This is a genomic window from Klebsiella sp. PK01, assembly GCF_057624675.1.
Genome location: NZ_JBYEZM010000002.1, coordinates 1 through 16,661, shown reverse-complemented (window position 1 = coordinate 16,661; position 16,661 = coordinate 1). Strand labels below are relative to the sequence as shown.

Below are 16,661 nucleotides of genomic sequence, written 5' to 3'. Positions count from 1 at the left end.
AAAAACAGCCTGCCCACAGTATCAGCCCTTATCCGGGGAAACTGCGAGACAGCTCAATTTATCGAGGTCAACGAGGCGGTAAATACCGCCCGGCGTAAGGTACGCCGGGCGCGACGTCAGGGCTGAGTTTCCAGCCAGTCATCGAGGGTGTAGAGCGTGGCTCCGGCAGCGGCCATGTCCATAAAGGCAACGGCGCTGTCCTGCGGCTGCAGGTTGACGCCGCGACAGCCGTCGGTGATAACGTTAACGGTGTAGCCCAAATCCAGCGCATCGAGCACGGTAAATTTAACGCAGTAATCCGTCGCGAGGCCGAGAATGTTCAGCTCCGTCACGCCGTGCGCGCGTAGCCAGCCATCCAGTTCGGTTTTCTGCCGGTGACCGTTGTCGAAAAACGCGCTGTAGCTGTCGATTGCCGGGTTTTGCCCTTTATGAAACACGGCGTTGATGGCCTGCTGTTTCAGTAACGGGTGCAGCGCGGCGCCATCGCTATGCTGCACGCAGTGATCGGGCCAGAAAGTCTGCGGCAGGCCATCAAGCTCGCCCTGGGCATAGGGTTCTGCCTGATGCTGGCTGGCAAAGCTGCCGTGGTTGGCCGGATGCCAGTCCTGGCTTGCGATGATGGCGTCGCCGCGCGCCAGGCTCCAGTCGATCAGCTGATTTGCGATATCAATGGTGCTATCGCCTTCGGGGACGGCTAGCGCGCCGCCGGCGCAGAAATCGTTTTGCAGGTCGACCAATAGCAGTGCGCGGTGGCTCATAGCATGCTCCTTATTCATCGGGGGTCAGCTCGCCGCGCAGGTTTTGCTGCATGGCGTTCCGAATGGCCGCACCATCAAGGTTCTGACTGAGCAGATAGTGTAGCTTGGTCAGCGTCGCTTCCACGGTCATATCAAAACCGCTAATGACACCGGCCTGCGCCAGTGCGTTGCCGGTGGCGTAGCCGCCCATATTCACCTTACCCGACATGCATTGCGTCAGATTCACCACCACGATACCGCGCTGGCTGGCTTCCGCCAGGACCTGAATAAACTCGCCGTTCTGCGGCGCATTGCCTACGCCATAAGAGCGCAGGATCAGCGCTTTCACCGGCTGACGCAGGAAGTTACGCACCACATCGGCAGAAATCCCCGGATAGATGGTGACCACGCCGATCGGCTGCGGCGTAATCGGGTGAACGATCAGCTCGCCATTTCCGTGCGGCGCCGGCGGGGTACCGAGACGGCGGATATGGATGCCGGCCTCCAGCAGTGGCGCGAGGTTTGGCGAAGCAAAGGCATCAAAACCGTCTGCGTGGGCCTTAGTCGTGCGGTTGCCGCGATACAAACGATTATTGAAGAACAGCGAAACTTCGTTGATGGGATAGTTGGCGGCGACGTACAGCGCATTGAGCAAATTGATTTGCCCATCGGAACGCAGCTCGGCTAGCGGGATTTGTGACCCTGTCACAATCACCGGCTTACCTAAATTCTCCAGCATGAACGACAGCGCCGAAGCGGTAAAGGCCATGGTGTCGGTGCCGTGCAGGATAACAAAGCCATCGTATTGGTCGTAGTGGTCGCGAATATCGTCAGCGATATGCTGCCAGTCTTCCGGCGTCATATCAGACGAATCCATCAACGGCGCATATTCATGAATAGTGAAGTCCGGCATCTCCGGGCGGTGGAACTCGGGCATCAGCGCCAGCTGGCGCTGCAGGTGGCCGGAAACGGGGATATAACCGTGATCGGAGCGCTGCATACCGATGGTCCCACCGGTGTAGGCAACGTAAATCGATTTCTTTTGCATAGCATCGCTTAGGTTGGATGTGAACAGGCGCAGTATAAAGTGGCAGGCAAAAAAATAAAGCGCTAACCCTGGGAGTTGCAGAGAAGCGCTTGAATTTAATGTCGTTGAAACGCTGCCCCACGGCGGGGGCAGACGGGGGATTAACGAATATTGGCGCAGGTCAGACAGAAGGCATAGCGATTCTGCGGATCGTTAAATGCCGCCAGTTTATCGCTTTCCGTTTTCACAACGTCCGCGGCTGCCGCAACCGGCGCAGGCAGGTATGCCTGGATGGCGGCCGGCAGAGCCGCGCGCACTGAACCGGTCAGGCTATCCATCACCATCGCGAAGAACGTTGGTTCTTCCTGGTACCAGGTGATATGCCACTGTTTCAGTTTCGCCAGCTCCGCGGCTTTCGCCACCGCATCGTCAAAATCGCCGAGGCTATCCACCAGACCGTTGGCCTTGGCGTCTTCACCGGTCCAGACGTGGCCTTGCGCGATTTGGTCAATCTTCTCCGGCGTGCTCTTACGCGCGTTAGCCACCAGGGTGATAAAGCGCTTATAGCCGTTTTCGATGCTCAGCTGTATTAACTGCTGCACTTCCGGCGGCAGCGATTTGGTGGTTGAGACATCGGCCAACGGCGAGGTGGCGACGCCATCGGTATGGACGCCAATTGAACCGAGCGTATTTTCCACCGTGTTAATCACGCCAAAGATACCGATGGAGCCGGTAAGGGTGCTCGGGTTCGCCACGATGTAATCCGCTGGGGTGGAGATCCAGTAACCGCCGGATGCCGCCATGCCGCCCATTGAGACCACCACCGGTTTACCCGCCGCTTTCGCCGCCGCCAGTTCTTCGCGGATGACCTCCGAGGCGCTGACGCTGCCGCCAGGACTGTTGACGCGCAGGACGATCGCTTTCACTTTCGGATCCAGGCGCGCGTCGCGGATTTGCGCCGCGGTGGTGTCGCCGCCGACGTTACCCGGCGTTTCTTCACCATCCATGATGGCGCCGTTCGCAAAGATAACCGCTACCGCTGAACCCTGTTCAGCAGGCGCTTTGACGTTGTAATCGTAGTAGCTGATGGCGCGATAGTTGTTATCCGCTTTGCTCCAGCCAAACTGCTTAGTGAGCGCCTTTTCCACTTCCGTCGAGGTGGCCAGCTCGTCGACCAGCTTGTTATCCAGCGCGTATTTCGCGGTATCGCCATCGACTTTACGCAGGCCGTCGATCACGCCCTGAGCGCCGGGGAACAGCTGCTGCGCGGTGATCTGGCGGTTAGCGGCAATAGTGTTGAGATAGTTCTGCCACAGTTCGCCGATCCAACGGCTGTCCGCTTCACGCGCAGCCGGCGACATGTCGTCGCGAATAAACGGCTCGACGGCGGATTTGTAGGTACCGACGCGGAAAACGTGGGTCGAGACTTTCAGTTTATCCAGCAGCGATTTGTAGTACAGACCGTTGGTGGCAAAGCCGTGCAGGTCGACTTCACCCTGCGGCGAGAGCCAAATTTTATTGGCGAAGCTCGCCAGGTAGTATTGCCCCTGGGTGTAGCTGCTGCCGACGGCATATACCGGTTTACCGCTGTCGCGGAACTCGCGAAGCGCTTTACCGATGTACTGCATCGAAGGCTGATCGCCGCCGACGAAGTTTTTCAGATCCAGTACGATACCGGTGATATTACGGTCGTCTTTCGCCTGGCGAATCGTCTGCACGATATCGAACAGTGAGTTCTCCTGCAGACGATCGGAACTGGCGCCGAACAGCTGGCGACCGATGACTCCCAGTTTGCTGCTGGCAGAAGGCTTATCAACTACCACGCCGGTGATGTTCATCAGCAGCGCGCCGCGTGCGGTATGTTCCGCGTTGCTGCTGCTAAACTGCGCCCAGATGCCGACGCAAATCAGCACCAGTGCCAGGAACACCAGGTTCAGCGCGAATTGGCGAATGAAATTGAGTATTCGCCATGTCCATTTAAAAAATCCGGCAAGAAATCGCCAAAGGGTTCGCATGTATTCTCCCTAATATTTTGATGATGGGTCAGCCGCAGGGGCTGCCGCGTCTGGCTATCCTAAAGAGAGTGCCGACGCTTGTCAGCAGGAATCACCCATCGGGCTGTAACAAAATCCATGCGCATGTTAATTTTATGCAAAATGACATCACAGGAGTTACACAGATGGATGCTCTCGAACTACTGATAAATCGCCGCAGCGCGTCGCGCCTGACCGACCCGGCTCCGGCTGGCGAACAGCTGGAAAATATCCTTCATGCGGGGATGCGCGCGCCGGATCACGGTACGTTACAGCCGTGGCGGTTCTTTATTATTGCCGATGATGGCCGCGAACGCTTTAGTCAACTGCTGGAAAAAGGGGCGATGGCCGCCGGGCAGGATGAAAAAGCCATTGAAAAAGCACGCAATGCGCCGTTTCGCGCACCGCTGATTATCGCGGTGGTCGCGCGCTGCGAAGAGCATCCGAAGGTGCCGCAGTGGGAACAGGAGATGTCCGCGGGATGCGCGGTGATGGCGATGCAAATGGCCGCAGTGGCGCAGGGCTTTAACGGTATCTGGCGTAGCGGTGCGTTAACCGAGAGTCCGGTTGTCCGCGAAGGCTTTGGCTGCCGCGAGCAGGACAAAATTGTCGGTTTCCTTTACCTCGGCACGCCGCAGTTAAAAGCAGCAACCACGTTTGCGCGACCGGATACCGCGCCGTTCGTCACGCGCTTCTGAGTCAACGCTTGTTACGCCGGGTGGCGGCTGGCGCCTTACCCGGCCTACGGGGCGTGCGGCCTGCCTTTAATTTATTCACCATGCTGGCTGAAACTACTGATGCTGGCTATCTCAAAATCCCCGGTGGCGTTGCCGCTTACCGGGGCTACAGCGCTTTGCGATTTGGTAGCCCGGAGAAGGCGCAGCGCGCCGCCTCCGGGAATGCAAAGGCGATGACGTTACTTCTGCGTTTTGGCGAATTCATCTTTGGCTTTCTGCAACTGCTGCTGGAAAGCCGGATTGGTATGCAGGGTCGCCACTACCGCCGAGCCGACAATACGCGCCGCATCGACGTCGCTCTGCCAATGATAGCCGCAGATAACCCGGCTTTCGCCCAGCTCATAGCCGCGCTTGAGAATTTCGTTTTGTCGTTGCGGGTTGATCTCCGCCAGTACCAGCGCGGTTGCCCAACCGATTGAGGTGTGGCCGGAAGGATAAGAGCCGTTTTTCGACAGCTTGTCCTGCTCGGTGGTGTTACAGGTTGAGACGCCGTAGAACGCAAACGGGCGAATGCGCATATATTTTTCTTTCGCGCTGCGGGTGGCCAGATCGCCGGCATCCTCAATCATATTCGTCAGCAGCTTATGCAGCTGCGGCGCGTCTTTTTCGGTGATGGGCGAACCAAAGGCGCTGGAGAAGGCATTCGCCACGCCGCCGGCGCTAAGGTTGGCATCTTCAGCCGCCAGTTTACCGCGTTCGGTATTGCGCAGCAGTCGTCCTTTCTCATACATCGCCTGATCGTTTAAAAATGCGATACTGCCAACTTCCGGCGGCGGCGGCAGCAGCGCCAGGCTATCGATGGCCTGGGCATTTTTCAGATAATAGAGATCGGGTTTGGTTGTCGCATCGTTGCCGGCAGGGACCAGTGCGAAAGCGTTAACGGAAAACAGGCTGGCGAGGCAGAGGGCGAGAACGCGCTTTTTCATCTACATTTCCTTACGGTGTTATATGTCCAGAACAATGGTTTTGTTTTTAGTCACATTTTTGTCATCTGTAAGTAAAAGTTAAAATCACATTGAAAAAATTGTTCGGTATCGCAAAAACGCATATTTGTCTGCTTAATGAGCAACCACTCGCGATTTCGGACTGTCGCACTTATCACCTTGCCGTTTGGGCGCTACCATAGCGGGATTGCAATGACAGGAGATGTCCATGAGCGAGCAAGCTATTCGTTTAACGCAATACAGCCACGGAGCCGGTTGCGGTTGTAAAATTTCCCCCAAAGTGCTGGAAACCATTCTGCATAGCGAGCAGGCGAAGTTTGTCGACCCGAACCTGCTTGTCGGCAACGAAACCAGCGATGATGCGGCGGTTTACGATCTGGGTAACGGGACGTCGATCATCAGCACCACCGATTTTTTCATGCCGATCGTCGATAATCCTTTTGATTTTGGCCGTATTGCGGCGACTAACGCCATCAGCGACATTTTCGCCATGGGCGGCAAACCGATTATGGCGATTGCGATACTTGGCTGGCCAATCAACACGCTGGCGCCGGAGATTGCTCGCGAAGTGGTTGAAGGCGGGCGTTTTGCCTGCCAGCAGGCCGGAATTGCGCTGGCGGGCGGTCACTCCATCGATGCGCCGGAACCGATTTTCGGGCTCGCGGTGACCGGCGTGGTACCAACCGAACGTATCAAGAAAAATAGCACCGCGCAGGCGGGCTGTAAGCTGTATCTGACCAAACCACTGGGCATTGGCGTGCTGACTACCGCCGAGAAGAAATCGCTGCTGAAGCCGGAACATCAGGGGCTGGCGACGGAGACCATGTGCCAGATGAATCTTGCCGGCGCCGCATTTGCCAATATCGAAGGGGTAAAAGCGATGACGGACGTCACCGGTTTCGGCCTGCTGGGGCATCTCAGCGAAGTCTGCCGCGGCGCGGGCGTTCAGGCGCAGCTAAATTACGCCGATATCCCGAAACTGCCGGGCGTTGAAGCCTATATCGCCGCCGGAGCGGTGCCGGGCGGCACCGGGCGCAACTTTGCCAGCTACGGTCATTTGATGGGCGAGATGCCGGCGGAATGGCGCGATCTGCTGTGCGATCCGCAAACTTCCGGCGGCCTGCTGCTGGCGGTAACGCCGGAAGCTGAAGCCGAAGTCCAGGCCGCTGCCGCGGAATTTGGCATCAAGCTGGCCGCCATTGGCGAGCTGGTAACCGCCCGCGGCGGGCGTCCAATGATCGAGATCCGTTGATTAGATGCGGTTGTTTATTGCAGAAAAACCGAGTCTCGGTCGCGCTATCGCCGATGTGTTGCCGAAACCGCATCGCAAAGGTGATGGTTTTATTGAGTGCGGCAACGGGCAGGTGGTCACCTGGTGTATCGGCCACCTGCTGGAGCAGGCGCAGCCGGATGTTTACGACGGCCGCTATGCGCGCTGGAATCTGCTCGACCTGCCCATCGTTCCGGAAAAGTGGCAACTACAACCAAAACCGTCGGTCACGAAACAGCTGAACGTCATCAAGCGCTTGCTTGGCGAGGCGCAGGAAGTGGTTCATGCGGGTGACCCGGATAGAGAAGGGCAACTGCTGGTCGATGAAGTGCTGGACTACCTGCAACTGGCGCCGGAAAAGCGCCAGCAGGTGCAGCGTTGCCTGATTAACGACCTTAACCCACAGGCGGTTGAACGGGCGATTAACCGCCTGCGCGCGAATAGCGAGTTTGTCCCGCTGTGCGTGTCGGCGCTGGCCCGCGCTCGCGCCGACTGGCTGTATGGCATCAACATGACCCGCGCCTACACCATTCTCGGGCGTAATGCCGGCTATCAGGGAGTGTTGTCGGTTGGCCGCGTACAGACGCCGGTATTGGGGCTGGTAGTCCGTCGCGATGAAGAGATTGAAAACTTCGTCGCCAAAGATTTCTTTGACGTCAAAGCGCATATTGTCACGCCGCAAGACGAGCGGTTTATCGCCACCTGGGTGCCAAGCGAAGCCTGCGAACCCTATCAGGATGAAGAGGGGCGTTTACTGCATCGTCCACTGGCCGAGCATGTCGTTAAACGCATAGAAGGGCAGCCGGCAATCGTAACCGGCTATAACGATAAACGCGATTCCGAACCGGCGCCGCTGCCGTTTTCGCTGTCGGCGTTGCAGATTGAGGCGGCGAAACGCTTCGGCTTCAGCGCGCAGAATGTGCTGGATATCTGCCAGAAGCTGTATGAGACCCATAAGCTAATTACCTATCCGCGTTCGGATAGCCGCTATCTGCCGGAAGAACACTTTGCTGGCCGCCATGCGGTACTGAACGCGATTAGCGTCCATGCGCCGGATCTGCTACCGCAGCCGGTGATGGATCCGGAAATCCGCAACCGCTGCTGGGATGATAAAAAGGTCGATGCGCACCACGCGATTATCCCGACCGCGCGCAGCAGTCAGGTCAAACTCAACGATAACGAAGAGAAGGTGTACAACCTGATCGCTCGTCAGTATCTGATGCAGTTCTGCCCGGATGCGGTATTCCGCAAGTGCCAGATTGACCTTGATATTGCTAACGGCAAATTTGTCGCTAAGGCGCGCTTCCTCGCCGAAGCGGGCTGGCGCGCGCTGCTTGGCAACAAAGAGCGCGACGAAGAGAACGACGGTACGCCGCTGCCGGTGGTCGCCAAAGGCGATGAGCTATTGTGCGAAAAAGGTGAAGTGGTGGAGCGACAGACCCAGCCGCCGCGCCACTTTACCGACGCGACGCTACTGTCGGCGATGACCGGTATTGCCCGCTTTGTGCAGGATAAAGAACTGAAAAAAATCCTCCGCGCAACCGACGGTTTGGGGACGGAAGCGACCCGTGCAGGGATTATCGAGCTGCTGTTTAAGCGCGGTTTTCTGAATAAAAAGGGGCGCTATATCCACTCATCGGACGCCGGTCGGGCGCTAATCCATTCCCTGCCGGAAATGGCCGCACGTCCGGATATGACCGCCCATTGGGAGTCGGTATTGACGCAAATCAGCGAAAAACAGTGCCGCTATCAGGACTTTATGCAGCCGCTGGTAGGGACGCTTTTCCAGCTTATCGATCAGGCGCGGAGCACGCCGGTGCGCCAGTTCCGCGGGCTGGTTGCGCCAGGCGGAGCGAAAAAATCGTTTAGTAAAGGGAAGGGTAAGCCGAAAGGCAAAAAGCCGGCGGCGGATATCGCGCCGGAAAGTCCGCAATAATGTCTCCGCCCCTCGCCACGGAGGGGCTTAGCTAAAACGCCCTTCCGTCTGAGGGCGCTTAACCCGGTTGAGGGTTTTCCCGCATATCATTTCCGCCTCCCTGCTCTAAAATAGGGTCATTGATGTTAAAGAAGGGATGATGATGGCAAACGATCCAATGGACAGTATCCTCAAAATCAGATCGGTCAGCACTATGGCTGAACTGCAACGACACGTCAGAAACGTGATGTCCGCTTTTGGCTATGACCGGATCGTACTATTTTCTATTTCCCCACTACGTACTCCCTATATTGAACGCATTTACTGGATTGAAGGGCACTGGTTTGACGATGAGGTAGATGAACAAACCTACCTGCAGCGCTGCCCGGTCAACCAGCATTTCATCCATACCTCCCGGCCATTTTTGTGGCGAAAAACAGGTAGTGACACGGCCAGCGGTGAGTATCAAATTGTCGACATTCCCCTGAAAGGCGCGCTTCATGGCATGCAGATCCCCATTTTCGGCCGCACGGGGATTGAAGGGGCGCTGAGCCTTGGCGGCATGGCCATCGACGCTTCTCCACGAGCCGAAATGCTGCTGATGTTACTGGGCATAGAGGCATTTCATTGCGCGCGGAGATTGTTGAGCTCTGTTGAGGAAGGTAACGCAACCGTACTGACCCGGAGAGAAATCGAAGTACTCACTCTGGTAGCCAAAGGGCTTAGGCAGGGAGACATTGCCGCCGTGCTGGGGATCTCTGAACGTACGGTGGAGAATCATTTGCGCCATGCGCGCGGTCGCCTGAGAGTGGTGACCACGGCGCAGGCCGTCCAGGTGGCGATGCTGAACGGTGAAATATCGCCGCCACACAGTGAATAATCGCTATATCCGCAGATGAAAAGGAAAAGATGATGAGCGAACAAATCAGTAAACAACCGCAAGTGGACCATGCTGAAGAGAATGCTTTTTTTCCTTCGGCCTATTCCCTCAGCCAGTTTACCAGTCCGGTGTCTGACCTTAGCGGCGCTGATTACACGCGGCGCTATAATGGACGGCGGAAAGTGCTGGTTATCGCCGCCGATGAACGTTATCTGCCTACCGATAACGGCGCGCTCTTTTCGACCGGTAATCATCCGGTAGAGACGCTGCTGCCGATGTACCATCTGCACGCCGCAGGTTTCGATTTTGATATTGCGACGCTCTCCGGGCAAATGGTCAAGTTTGAATACTGGGCGATGCCGCGCGAAGACCAAAAGATTATGCCGTTCTTCGAGCGTTATCTTCCGCAGTTCCGCCAGCCTCTGGCCCTTTCTGACGTCGTAGCGCAGCTGGATGCTGATAGCGATTATGCGGCGGTATTTATTCCCGGCGGCCACGGTGCGCTTATCGGCCTGCCGGAGAGCGAAGCCGTCGCCGAAACGCTGCGCTGGGCGCTACGACACGATCGGTTTGTGATTTCGCTCTGTCACGGCCCGGCGGCGTTCCTCGCGTTACGACAGGGGGAGAATCCGTTAAACGGTTATGCTATTTGCGCGTTTCCGGATGCCGCCGATAAACAAACCCCTGATATCGGCTATATGCCTGGTCACCTGACCTGGTATTTTGGCGAAGCGTTAAAAGCAATGGGGCTTGAGATCGTAAACAGCGATATTAAAGGTCGTGTACATCAGGACCGTAAAGTGCTGACCGGGGACAGCCCTTTTGCGGCGAATGCGCTCGGTCAGTTGGCGGCAAAAGCGTTGCTCGACGAATATGCAAAGTAACAGCAATCTGATGATGAGGGGGAGCAGTGAAGTATATCTCAATTAGTCAACCGGGCGGCCCGGAGGTTCTTCAGATTGGTGAAGGCGACATCCCCTCGGTCGGTGATAACGACGTCCTGATCCAGGTTAAAGCCGCTGGCGTCAATCGGCCGGATATCTTACAGCGACAGGGCGTTTATCCGATGCCGGAAGGGGTAACGCCGATACCCGGACTGGAAGTCGCTGGGGTGGTCGCGGCGGTAGGATCGCAGGTGACGGATTTTCATCCCGGCGATAAGGTTTGCGCCCTGACCAACGGCGGCGGCTATGCGGAGTATTGCGCGGTACCGGCGGGGCAAACGTTGCCAATACCGCCTGGGCTGAGTTTTAGCGAAGCGGCGGCGATACCTGAAACTTTCTTTACCGTGTGGGCGAACCTGTTTCAGATGGGCCGGGCGCAACCTCATGAAAGCGTCCTGATTCACGGCGGGGCCAGCGGCATCGGGACGACGGCGATCCTGTTGTGTCATGAGTTAGGTATGAAAGTCTATACCACCGTCGGGCAGGAAGAAAAAGTGGCGGCGCTGCGTCCTTATGCCACGGCCATCAATTATAAAGCCGATGATTTCGCAGAGAAAATCACTCAGCTGACCGATGGTAAAGGCGTCGACGTTATTCTCGATATCGTGGGTGGACCCTATTTTAATCGTAACCTGGAACTGCTGAAACGAGACGGGCGGCTGGTTATTATCGGATTTATGGGCGGGCGAATCGCCCATGATGTTGATATTCAAACCTTGATGCTCAAGCGCGCGACCGTGACCGGTTCAACGATGCGCGGCCGAAGCGCAGAAGAAAAAAGGCAGATCGCTCAGGCGTTGAAGGACCACGTCTGGCCGCTGCTGTCGCAGGGTAAATGTAAGCCGCTGATTTACGCCAGCTATCCGATGGCTGAAATCGCGCAGGCGCATGCCTGCCTCGATAGCGGTAATCATCTGGGGAAAGTGGTGATTACCATGGAGTAGAGTTGATATCCCCGACGCCAGGCGTCGGGGATAAAGACACAGATTAAATCACACCCTGCGCCAGCATGGCGTCAGCGACCTTGACGAAGCCGGCGATATTGGCGCCGCGGACGTAGTTGGTCTGTTTCTCTTCACCGCCGTACTCGACGCAGGCGTGGTGAATATCCAACATGATGTGATGCAGACGCGCATCCACTTTCTCCGCTTTCCAGCCCATACGCGCGGCGTTTTGCGCCATTTCAAGGCCGGATGTGGCAACGCCGCCGGCGTTGGCTGCTTTGCCCGGCGCGAACAGCACGCCAGCGTCGAGGAACAGATCGGTGGCGGCAATGGTGGTGGGCATGTTGGCGCCTTCGGCAACCGCCTTAACGCCATTGGCGATCAGGATTTGCGCGGCATCGACATCCAGTTCGTTCTGGGTCGCGCACGGCAGCGCGATATCTACCGGCACTGACCACGGCTGCTGGCCTTCGAGGTAGGTCAGACCGAATTCGCGCGCGTAGTCGGCGACGCGGCCGTGGCTACGCTCTTTAATATCGATCAGACGGGCCAGTTTCTCTTTAGTGAAGCCGGCTTCGTCTACCACCGTACCGTTGGAGTCGGAGGCGGTAATGACGCGCGCGCCGAATTCCATGGCTTTCTCAATGGCGAACTGCGCCACGTTGCCGGAGCCGGATACCGCGACGCGCATCCCTTCGAAGCCCAGACCGTGGCGCTTAAGCATCGCTTCCGTAAAGTAAACCAGACCGTAACCGGTGGCCTCCGGGCGGATGAGACTGCCGCCGAAGGAGAGACCCTTGCCGGTGAAGACGCAGGCGCTGTTGTTGGAAAGTTTGCGCATCATGCCGGCCATAAAGCCGACTTCGCGGCCGCCAACGCCGATATCGCCCGCCGGAACGTCGGTATCCGGGCCGAGGTGACGATACAGTTCCGTCATCAAAGCCTGGCAGAAGCGCATCACTTCGCCGTCGCTTTTACCTTTCGGGTCGAAATCGCTGCCGCCTTTACCGCCGCCCATCGGCAGCGTGGTGAGGGCGTTTTTGAAGGTCTGTTCGAAGCCCAGGAACTTAAGGATCGACAGGTTGACCGACGGATGGAAGCGCATACCACCTTTGTACGGGCCAATCGCGGAGTTGAACTGCACGCGCCAGGCGCGGTTAACCTGAACCTGATTGCGATCGTCAACCCAGACGACGCGGAACTGGATGACGCGCTCCGGTTCGACCAGGCGTTCCAGCAAATTGAGCTGACGATAGCGCGGATTCTGTTCAAGGAACGGCCACAGAGTAGTCATCACTTCGCGGACGGCCTGAGCGAATTCAGTTTGATGCGGGTCGCGCTGTTGAACGCGGGCGAGAAAACTTTCCAGAGTACACGCCTGATCCATAGATGTAATTTCCCCTTACGGTTGTGGTTGCTTGTTATTTTTTATACCCGGCCTTGAAAAAGCCGATTTTCCGACTATAACACCGGAAATAGTTAGGCTGACAAGGAAAAATTGAGCGCGGAGAAAAATTTATAATCCGACGAGGGTCATAACTAAAAACGATGACCCAGGCCGGAGATGAGGGGGAGAGAAGCTAGCCTGCTTGTTGGTTTATAAAGGCATTCAGCAGAGGAATATCCGCTGGCGCCAGATCAAATTCTAATGCTTGCGACGGCGTACACCAGCGCAGTTCGCTATGGTAATGGGCGACGGGTTCACCGCTAAACTCGCCAACCCACCAGGCGTGCAGGTGGATCAAACGTCCGGAAACTTCCCGCTGATGGCTGGCGATATAGCGGGTTGGCCTCGCGACGATAGCCAGCTCCTCTTCCAGCTCGCGCGCTAACGCCTGCGCCTGGCTTTCTCCGGGTTCGATCTTGCCGCCGGCGAACTCCCACAGCCCCGGCTGATCGGCATGCGGCGGGCGCTGCGCCAGGAGAATTTTGCCGTCGCGTTCGATAATCGCGGCGACGACATCAATGATTTTTTGCATAGTTGTCCTGAATCATTCAAATACCGGCCTTGCTTATAATGGCGTATTATCTCCGTCTTTCCCCTGTACCGACAACCTTTTAGCCTGATGGAGCGTCACCGTGCTTGATAGCCGCCTGCACCCCCGATTGAAGCCCGTACTGAATGCCATCGCCCGCGTGCTCGATCGCCCGGGGATCTCCCCTGACGGCCTGACGCTTTTCGGTTTTGCTATCGGCGTGCTGGCCCTGCCGTTTCTGGCGCTCGGCTGGTACGGCGCCGCGCTGGCGGCCATTTTGCTCAACCGGTTGCTGGATGGCCTGGATGGCGCGCTGGCGCGGCGGCGCGGCCTCAGCGATGCGGGCGGGTTTTTGGATATTTCGCTCGATTTTTTGTTTTACGCGCTGGTGCCGTTCGGTTTTATTGTCGCCGACCCGGCGCAAAATGCGCCGGCGGGCGGCTGGCTGCTGTTTGCGTTTATCGGCACCGGCAGCAGCTTCCTGGCGTTTGCGACCCTTGCGGCAAAGCATCAAATTGCCAATCCGGGCTATGCGCATAAATCATTTTATTATCTTGGCGGGTTGACGGAAGGAACGGAGACGATCCTGCTATTTGTACTGTGTTGCCTGTTTCCGGCGCACTTCACCTGGCTGGCGTGGTGCTTCGGCGCGCTATGCTGGCTGACGACCTTCACCCGTATCTGGAGCGGCTACCTGACGCTGAGGGAGGCGCAAAGCCAGAACCTCCCTCAGTAGTCGGATTATTTGCTGCTGTCCGGGCCGCGTTCGCCGGTGGCTACCGGATTTTGCGGATTACCGCTCCATTCATACCAGCCGCCGTCGTAAACGGAGACGTTTTTCCAGCCCATCGCTCTGGCGTACATGAAAGTCTCTGAGGCGCGCCAGCCTGTGCCACAGTAAAAAGAGACCTGCTGGTTGGGCAGAATGTTCCACTGTTTCCACATCGCCGCGATATCGTCGGCGCTGCGCATCGTGCCGTCCGGATTATGGAAGTCTTCCATATGGGTGGAATCGCTGCCGGCATGGCCCCAGCGCGCGCCGGCAATATCGCCCTTCGGCTTGATGTAGCTGTAGCCGCTGGTGGTGCCGATAAATTCCGGCCACGAGCGGACGCTGACCAGCGAAGCATCCTGGCGGTGTAGTAACCCACGCGCCTGTTCGGTATTGAGCATTAACTGCGGCTGACCGGGGATCGGCGCGCCGAAATCCGCCGCCGCTTTTTCTGCGGCTGGCATACCGCGTTCGACCGGCAGATTCGCGTCGGACCAGCTTTTCCAACCGCCGTCGAGCAGGCGTACATCTTTCACCCCGGCATACAGCATGATCTGCGCGACGCGCGCGGCGGCGTAGACGTCGCGGCCGTACAGAATCACCGTGGTGTCATGGCGAATACCGTGTTTAGCCAGCATCGCTTTTAGCTGTTCATCGGACACTTTGTTCCACAGCGGCTCGCTTTCCACTTCATTGGTATCGATATAACCGGCGCCGGGAATGTGATTCAGCAGATAAAATTTCGGCGCGCCCCAGGCCACTTCAAACAGTTTCCAGTCGCCTTGTGGGGCGGCGGTAACGGTTTTACCTTGCTGTAAATCGTGGATCCACTGCGGATACACCAGCTGCTCAAAGTGCGGCAGCTTCTGCAGGCGCTCGCTCTGACTGAAGGCGTCGCTAAGCGTGCTGAGCTTCGTGAATCCGGCTTCTTTCAGGCGCGCCGCAACTCTGGCGTTATCCTCGGCGCCGCCATATAACGCGATTGGCGTATCGGCCTGCAGCTGGTGCTGAGTTGCCCATGCGCGCAGTTGTTCGTCGCTCATTGCGCCAAGCCAAGTAGCGGAGAGGTTTAGCGCCTGAGGTTCATGGCCCTGTGGCCCGTTGGCGCTTTGCGGCCAACCGTTATAGAAAGCGCTGAGGCGGGTGTCTATCGCCACGCCGTGCCGCTGTTGCAGCGTTGAAAAGTCCAGCGTTGGCATGGTATCAGCGGCGAAAGAAGAGGAAGCAGCAAGCCCCATGAGCAGGGCGAGTGCGGTCAATTGAGAAACACGTTTCATCGAAATGCCCGACGGTAGAAAGAGGAGGGCTCATTCTCTGCTCCTGATAAGGGAATTTCTTTGCGATAACGCAGGTTAGACGGAATTTGCCTGCCAGGCGGCGATATTAATATAGCGTCCGCCCGGCGGGAGATCCTGGCTGTCGTGAGTCACCAGCACCGCCGGGATTGCCAGCCGGTCAATTTCCGCAAATACCCACTGGCGAAAATCGGCGCGGCGTTCTGCGTCCAGGCGATTAAAAGGCTCATCCAGCAGCAGCGCTTGCGGCCTCGCCAGCAGGGCGCGCAGCAGGCTGACGCGCGCGCGCTGTCCGCCGGAGAGCGTGGCCGGATCGCGCGAGGCGAAGCCCGGCATACCGGCGCGCGCCAGCGCGTGCTCGACTTCGGCCCGCCGCGCCGCGCCGCGGATCTCCGCAGGCAGAGCGAGCTGTAAATTGTGCCCCACGCTGAAGTGGTCAAACAGTAGCGCATCCTGAAACAGGATGCCAATGTGCCGCGCTTCGGTGGCGAGCCCGTCGCAGCGGCGTTCGTTGAGCCATAATTCACCTTCAGCGCGAAAGGTGTCGGCAAGCGCGCCGATCATCCAGGCAAAAAGGGTTGATTTACCGCTGCCGGAAGGGCCCATCAGGGTCAACACTTCGCCGGGAGCGACAGAAAAATTGACTCCACACAACAGCGGTTGGCGGTGGAGGGTTAATGTCAGGTCGTTAACGGTTAGCATTAGCGTAATCCCCGGCGGCGACGGCCCATAAACCAGGCCATCAGCGCAGTAACCATAAAGCAGATCGCCGGTAGCAGCAATTGCCACAGCGCTTGTGCGGCAAGCCGCGTGCTGTCGCCGCCGCTGCTCAGCGCTACCGCTTCGCTGGTCAACGTCGGCGTCCGTCCGCCGCCGAGCCACACGGTCGGCAGATATTGCGCGATACTCACCGAAAATCCGACCGCCAGCGCGGTGAGCAGCGGTCGCGCCATTGACGGCAGTTTGACCCGCCAAAACAGGCGGCCGCGCCGCCAGCCAAGCGTACGGGCAATTAATAACAACCGTGGATCAAGATTGCGCCACGCCGGGGAGAGGATAAACAGCATATATGGACGCTCCCGGAATGCAATGCTTTCTTCAGTTCAGTAATAAAACGGGTAGGTGCAGCCATATATCCGGTTTCTGATGGGATTTCTTTATCCCGAACCATGATGAAATCCGCCAGG

The 16,661-nt window shown here is 57.6% G+C and carries 15 protein-coding genes and 1 pseudogene; 7 read left to right on the top strand and 9 right to left on the bottom strand.

What is annotated here, in order from left to right; all coding sequences use genetic code 11:
• Window positions 1–116: 116 nt before the first annotated feature.
• The 3 genes from pncA to sppA form a co-directional block, all read right to left on the bottom strand.
• The gene (gene pncA, locus AC22LX_RS05150; protein WP_045393282.1) at window positions 117–758 is read right to left on the bottom strand and encodes a bifunctional nicotinamidase/pyrazinamidase; all 642 of its coding nucleotides are present in this window, start codon (window positions 756–758) and stop codon (window positions 117–119) included.
• Between the two features lie 10 nt (window positions 759–768).
• Window positions 769–1,785 (bottom strand): asparaginase, encoded by a 1,017-nt coding sequence (gene ansA / locus AC22LX_RS05145; protein ID WP_045393280.1) that lies wholly within the window; start codon window positions 1,783–1,785, stop codon window positions 769–771.
• A 140-nt stretch (window positions 1,786–1,925) separates the two neighbouring features.
• Entirely contained in the window at window positions 1,926–3,779 is a 1,854-nt protein-coding gene (gene sppA / locus AC22LX_RS05140) for a signal peptide peptidase SppA (RefSeq protein ID WP_487333786.1), read from the bottom strand.
• Window positions 3,780–3,943: 164 nt separating this feature from the next.
• On the opposite strand from sppA, the gene AC22LX_RS05135 reads away from it, so the two are divergent.
• Window positions 3,944–4,495, top strand: coding sequence for an NAD(P)H nitroreductase (locus AC22LX_RS05135; protein WP_045393276.1), 552 nt, complete (start codon window positions 3,944–3,946; stop codon window positions 4,493–4,495).
• A gap of 218 nt (window positions 4,496–4,713) precedes the next feature.
• Here the strand turns inward: AC22LX_RS05135 and phoC are convergent, their stop codons facing one another.
• Entirely contained in the window at window positions 4,714–5,460 is a 747-nt protein-coding gene (gene phoC, locus AC22LX_RS05130) for an acid phosphatase PhoC (protein WP_015705781.1), read from the bottom strand.
• Between the two features lie 226 nt (window positions 5,461–5,686).
• On the opposite strand from phoC, the gene selD reads away from it, so the two are divergent.
• The 5 genes from selD to AC22LX_RS05105 all read left to right on the top strand — a co-directional run bounded on the left by selD (window position 5,687) and on the right by AC22LX_RS05105 (window position 11,431).
• Window positions 5,687–6,730: a selenide, water dikinase SelD gene (gene selD, locus AC22LX_RS05125; RefSeq protein ID WP_045360482.1), complete on the top strand. Its 1,044-nt coding sequence runs from the start codon at window positions 5,687–5,689 to the stop codon at window positions 6,728–6,730.
• Window positions 6,731–6,734: 4 nt separating this feature from the next.
• The gene (locus tag AC22LX_RS05120) at window positions 6,735–8,684 is read left to right on the top strand and encodes a DNA topoisomerase III (protein WP_015366158.1); all 1,950 of its coding nucleotides are present in this window, start codon (window positions 6,735–6,737) and stop codon (window positions 8,682–8,684) included.
• Between the two features lie 139 nt (window positions 8,685–8,823).
• Window positions 8,824–9,543, top strand: coding sequence for a PA1136 family autoinducer-binding transcriptional regulator (locus AC22LX_RS05115; protein ID WP_223683751.1), 720 nt, complete (start codon window positions 8,824–8,826; stop codon window positions 9,541–9,543).
• 32 nt (window positions 9,544–9,575) lie between these two features.
• Window positions 9,576–10,427 carry a glyoxalase III HchA gene (hchA, locus tag AC22LX_RS05110; RefSeq protein WP_045393272.1) on the top strand — a complete coding sequence of 284 codons (852 nt, stop codon included), beginning with the start codon at window positions 9,576–9,578 and terminating at the stop codon, window positions 10,425–10,427.
• A gap of 26 nt (window positions 10,428–10,453) precedes the next feature.
• A complete protein-coding gene (locus AC22LX_RS05105; RefSeq protein WP_063447186.1) occupies window positions 10,454–11,431 on the top strand; it encodes an NAD(P)H-quinone oxidoreductase in 978 nt (325 codons plus the stop codon).
• A 43-nt stretch (window positions 11,432–11,474) separates the two neighbouring features.
• On the opposite strand, the gene gdhA is transcribed toward AC22LX_RS05105, so the two are convergent.
• Window positions 11,475–12,818: an NADP-specific glutamate dehydrogenase gene (gene gdhA, locus AC22LX_RS05100; protein WP_063447185.1), complete on the bottom strand. Its 1,344-nt coding sequence runs from the start codon at window positions 12,816–12,818 to the stop codon at window positions 11,475–11,477.
• A gap of 193 nt (window positions 12,819–13,011) precedes the next feature.
• Window positions 13,012–13,410, bottom strand: coding sequence for a pyrimidine (deoxy)nucleoside triphosphate diphosphatase (locus AC22LX_RS05095; RefSeq protein WP_045393266.1), 399 nt, complete (start codon window positions 13,408–13,410; stop codon window positions 13,012–13,014).
• Window positions 13,411–13,510: 100 nt separating this feature from the next.
• Between AC22LX_RS05095 and AC22LX_RS05090 the strand changes: the two genes are divergently transcribed.
• Window positions 13,511–14,143, top strand: a complete 633-nt coding sequence (locus AC22LX_RS05090; RefSeq protein ID WP_487333785.1) for a CDP-alcohol phosphatidyltransferase family protein — start codon at window positions 13,511–13,513, stop codon at window positions 14,141–14,143.
• 5 nt (window positions 14,144–14,148) lie between these two features.
• Here AC22LX_RS05090 and AC22LX_RS05085 read toward each other — a convergent pair whose 3' ends face one another.
• From AC22LX_RS05085 to AC22LX_RS05075, 3 genes and pseudogenes are all read right to left on the bottom strand, one after another.
• Window positions 14,149–15,456, bottom strand: a complete 1,308-nt coding sequence (locus AC22LX_RS05085) for a rhodanese-like domain-containing protein (RefSeq protein ID WP_047045093.1) — start codon at window positions 15,454–15,456, stop codon at window positions 14,149–14,151.
• Window positions 15,457–15,531: 75 nt separating this feature from the next.
• Window positions 15,532–16,176: an ATP-binding cassette domain-containing protein gene (locus AC22LX_RS05080; RefSeq protein WP_487333958.1), complete on the bottom strand. Its 645-nt coding sequence runs from the start codon at window positions 16,174–16,176 to the stop codon at window positions 15,532–15,534.
• A pseudogene (locus AC22LX_RS05075) lies at window positions 16,176–16,547 on the bottom strand (ABC transporter permease subunit); the annotation flags it as partial. The gene AC22LX_RS05080 and the pseudogene AC22LX_RS05075, both read right to left, overlap by 1 nt.
• Between the last annotated feature and the right edge of the window lie 114 nt (window positions 16,548–16,661).

What these genes read in the sequence shown, in the direction of transcription:
- pncA (WP_045393282.1), bottom strand. Translation starts at nt 758, where the DNA reads ATGAGCCACCGCGCACTGCTATTGGTCGACCTGCAAAACGATTTCTGC.
- ansA (WP_045393280.1), bottom strand. Translation starts at nt 1,785, where the DNA reads ATGCAAAAGAAATCGATTTACGTTGCCTACACCGGTGGGACCATCGGT.
- sppA (WP_487333786.1), bottom strand. Translation starts at nt 3,779, where the DNA reads ATGCGAACCCTTTGGCGATTTCTTGCCGGATTTTTTAAATGGACATGG.
- AC22LX_RS05135 (WP_045393276.1), top strand. Translation starts at nt 3,944, where the DNA reads ATGGATGCTCTCGAACTACTGATAAATCGCCGCAGCGCGTCGCGCCTG.
- phoC (WP_015705781.1), bottom strand. Translation starts at nt 5,460, where the DNA reads ATGAAAAAGCGCGTTCTCGCCCTCTGCCTCGCCAGCCTGTTTTCCGTT.
- selD (WP_045360482.1), top strand. Translation starts at nt 5,687, where the DNA reads ATGAGCGAGCAAGCTATTCGTTTAACGCAATACAGCCACGGAGCCGGT.
- AC22LX_RS05120 (WP_015366158.1), top strand. Translation starts at nt 6,735, where the DNA reads ATGCGGTTGTTTATTGCAGAAAAACCGAGTCTCGGTCGCGCTATCGCC.
- AC22LX_RS05115 (WP_223683751.1), top strand. Translation starts at nt 8,824, where the DNA reads ATGATGGCAAACGATCCAATGGACAGTATCCTCAAAATCAGATCGGTC.
- hchA (WP_045393272.1), top strand. Translation starts at nt 9,576, where the DNA reads ATGAGCGAACAAATCAGTAAACAACCGCAAGTGGACCATGCTGAAGAG.
- gdhA (WP_063447185.1), bottom strand. Translation starts at nt 12,818, where the DNA reads ATGGATCAGGCGTGTACTCTGGAAAGTTTTCTCGCCCGCGTTCAACAG.
- AC22LX_RS05095 (WP_045393266.1), bottom strand. Translation starts at nt 13,410, where the DNA reads ATGCAAAAAATCATTGATGTCGTCGCCGCGATTATCGAACGCGACGGC.
- AC22LX_RS05085 (WP_047045093.1), bottom strand. Translation starts at nt 15,456, where the DNA reads ATGAAACGTGTTTCTCAATTGACCGCACTCGCCCTGCTCATGGGGCTT.
- AC22LX_RS05080 (WP_487333958.1), bottom strand. Translation starts at nt 16,176, where the DNA reads ATGCTAACCGTTAACGACCTGACATTAACCCTCCACCGCCAACCGCTG.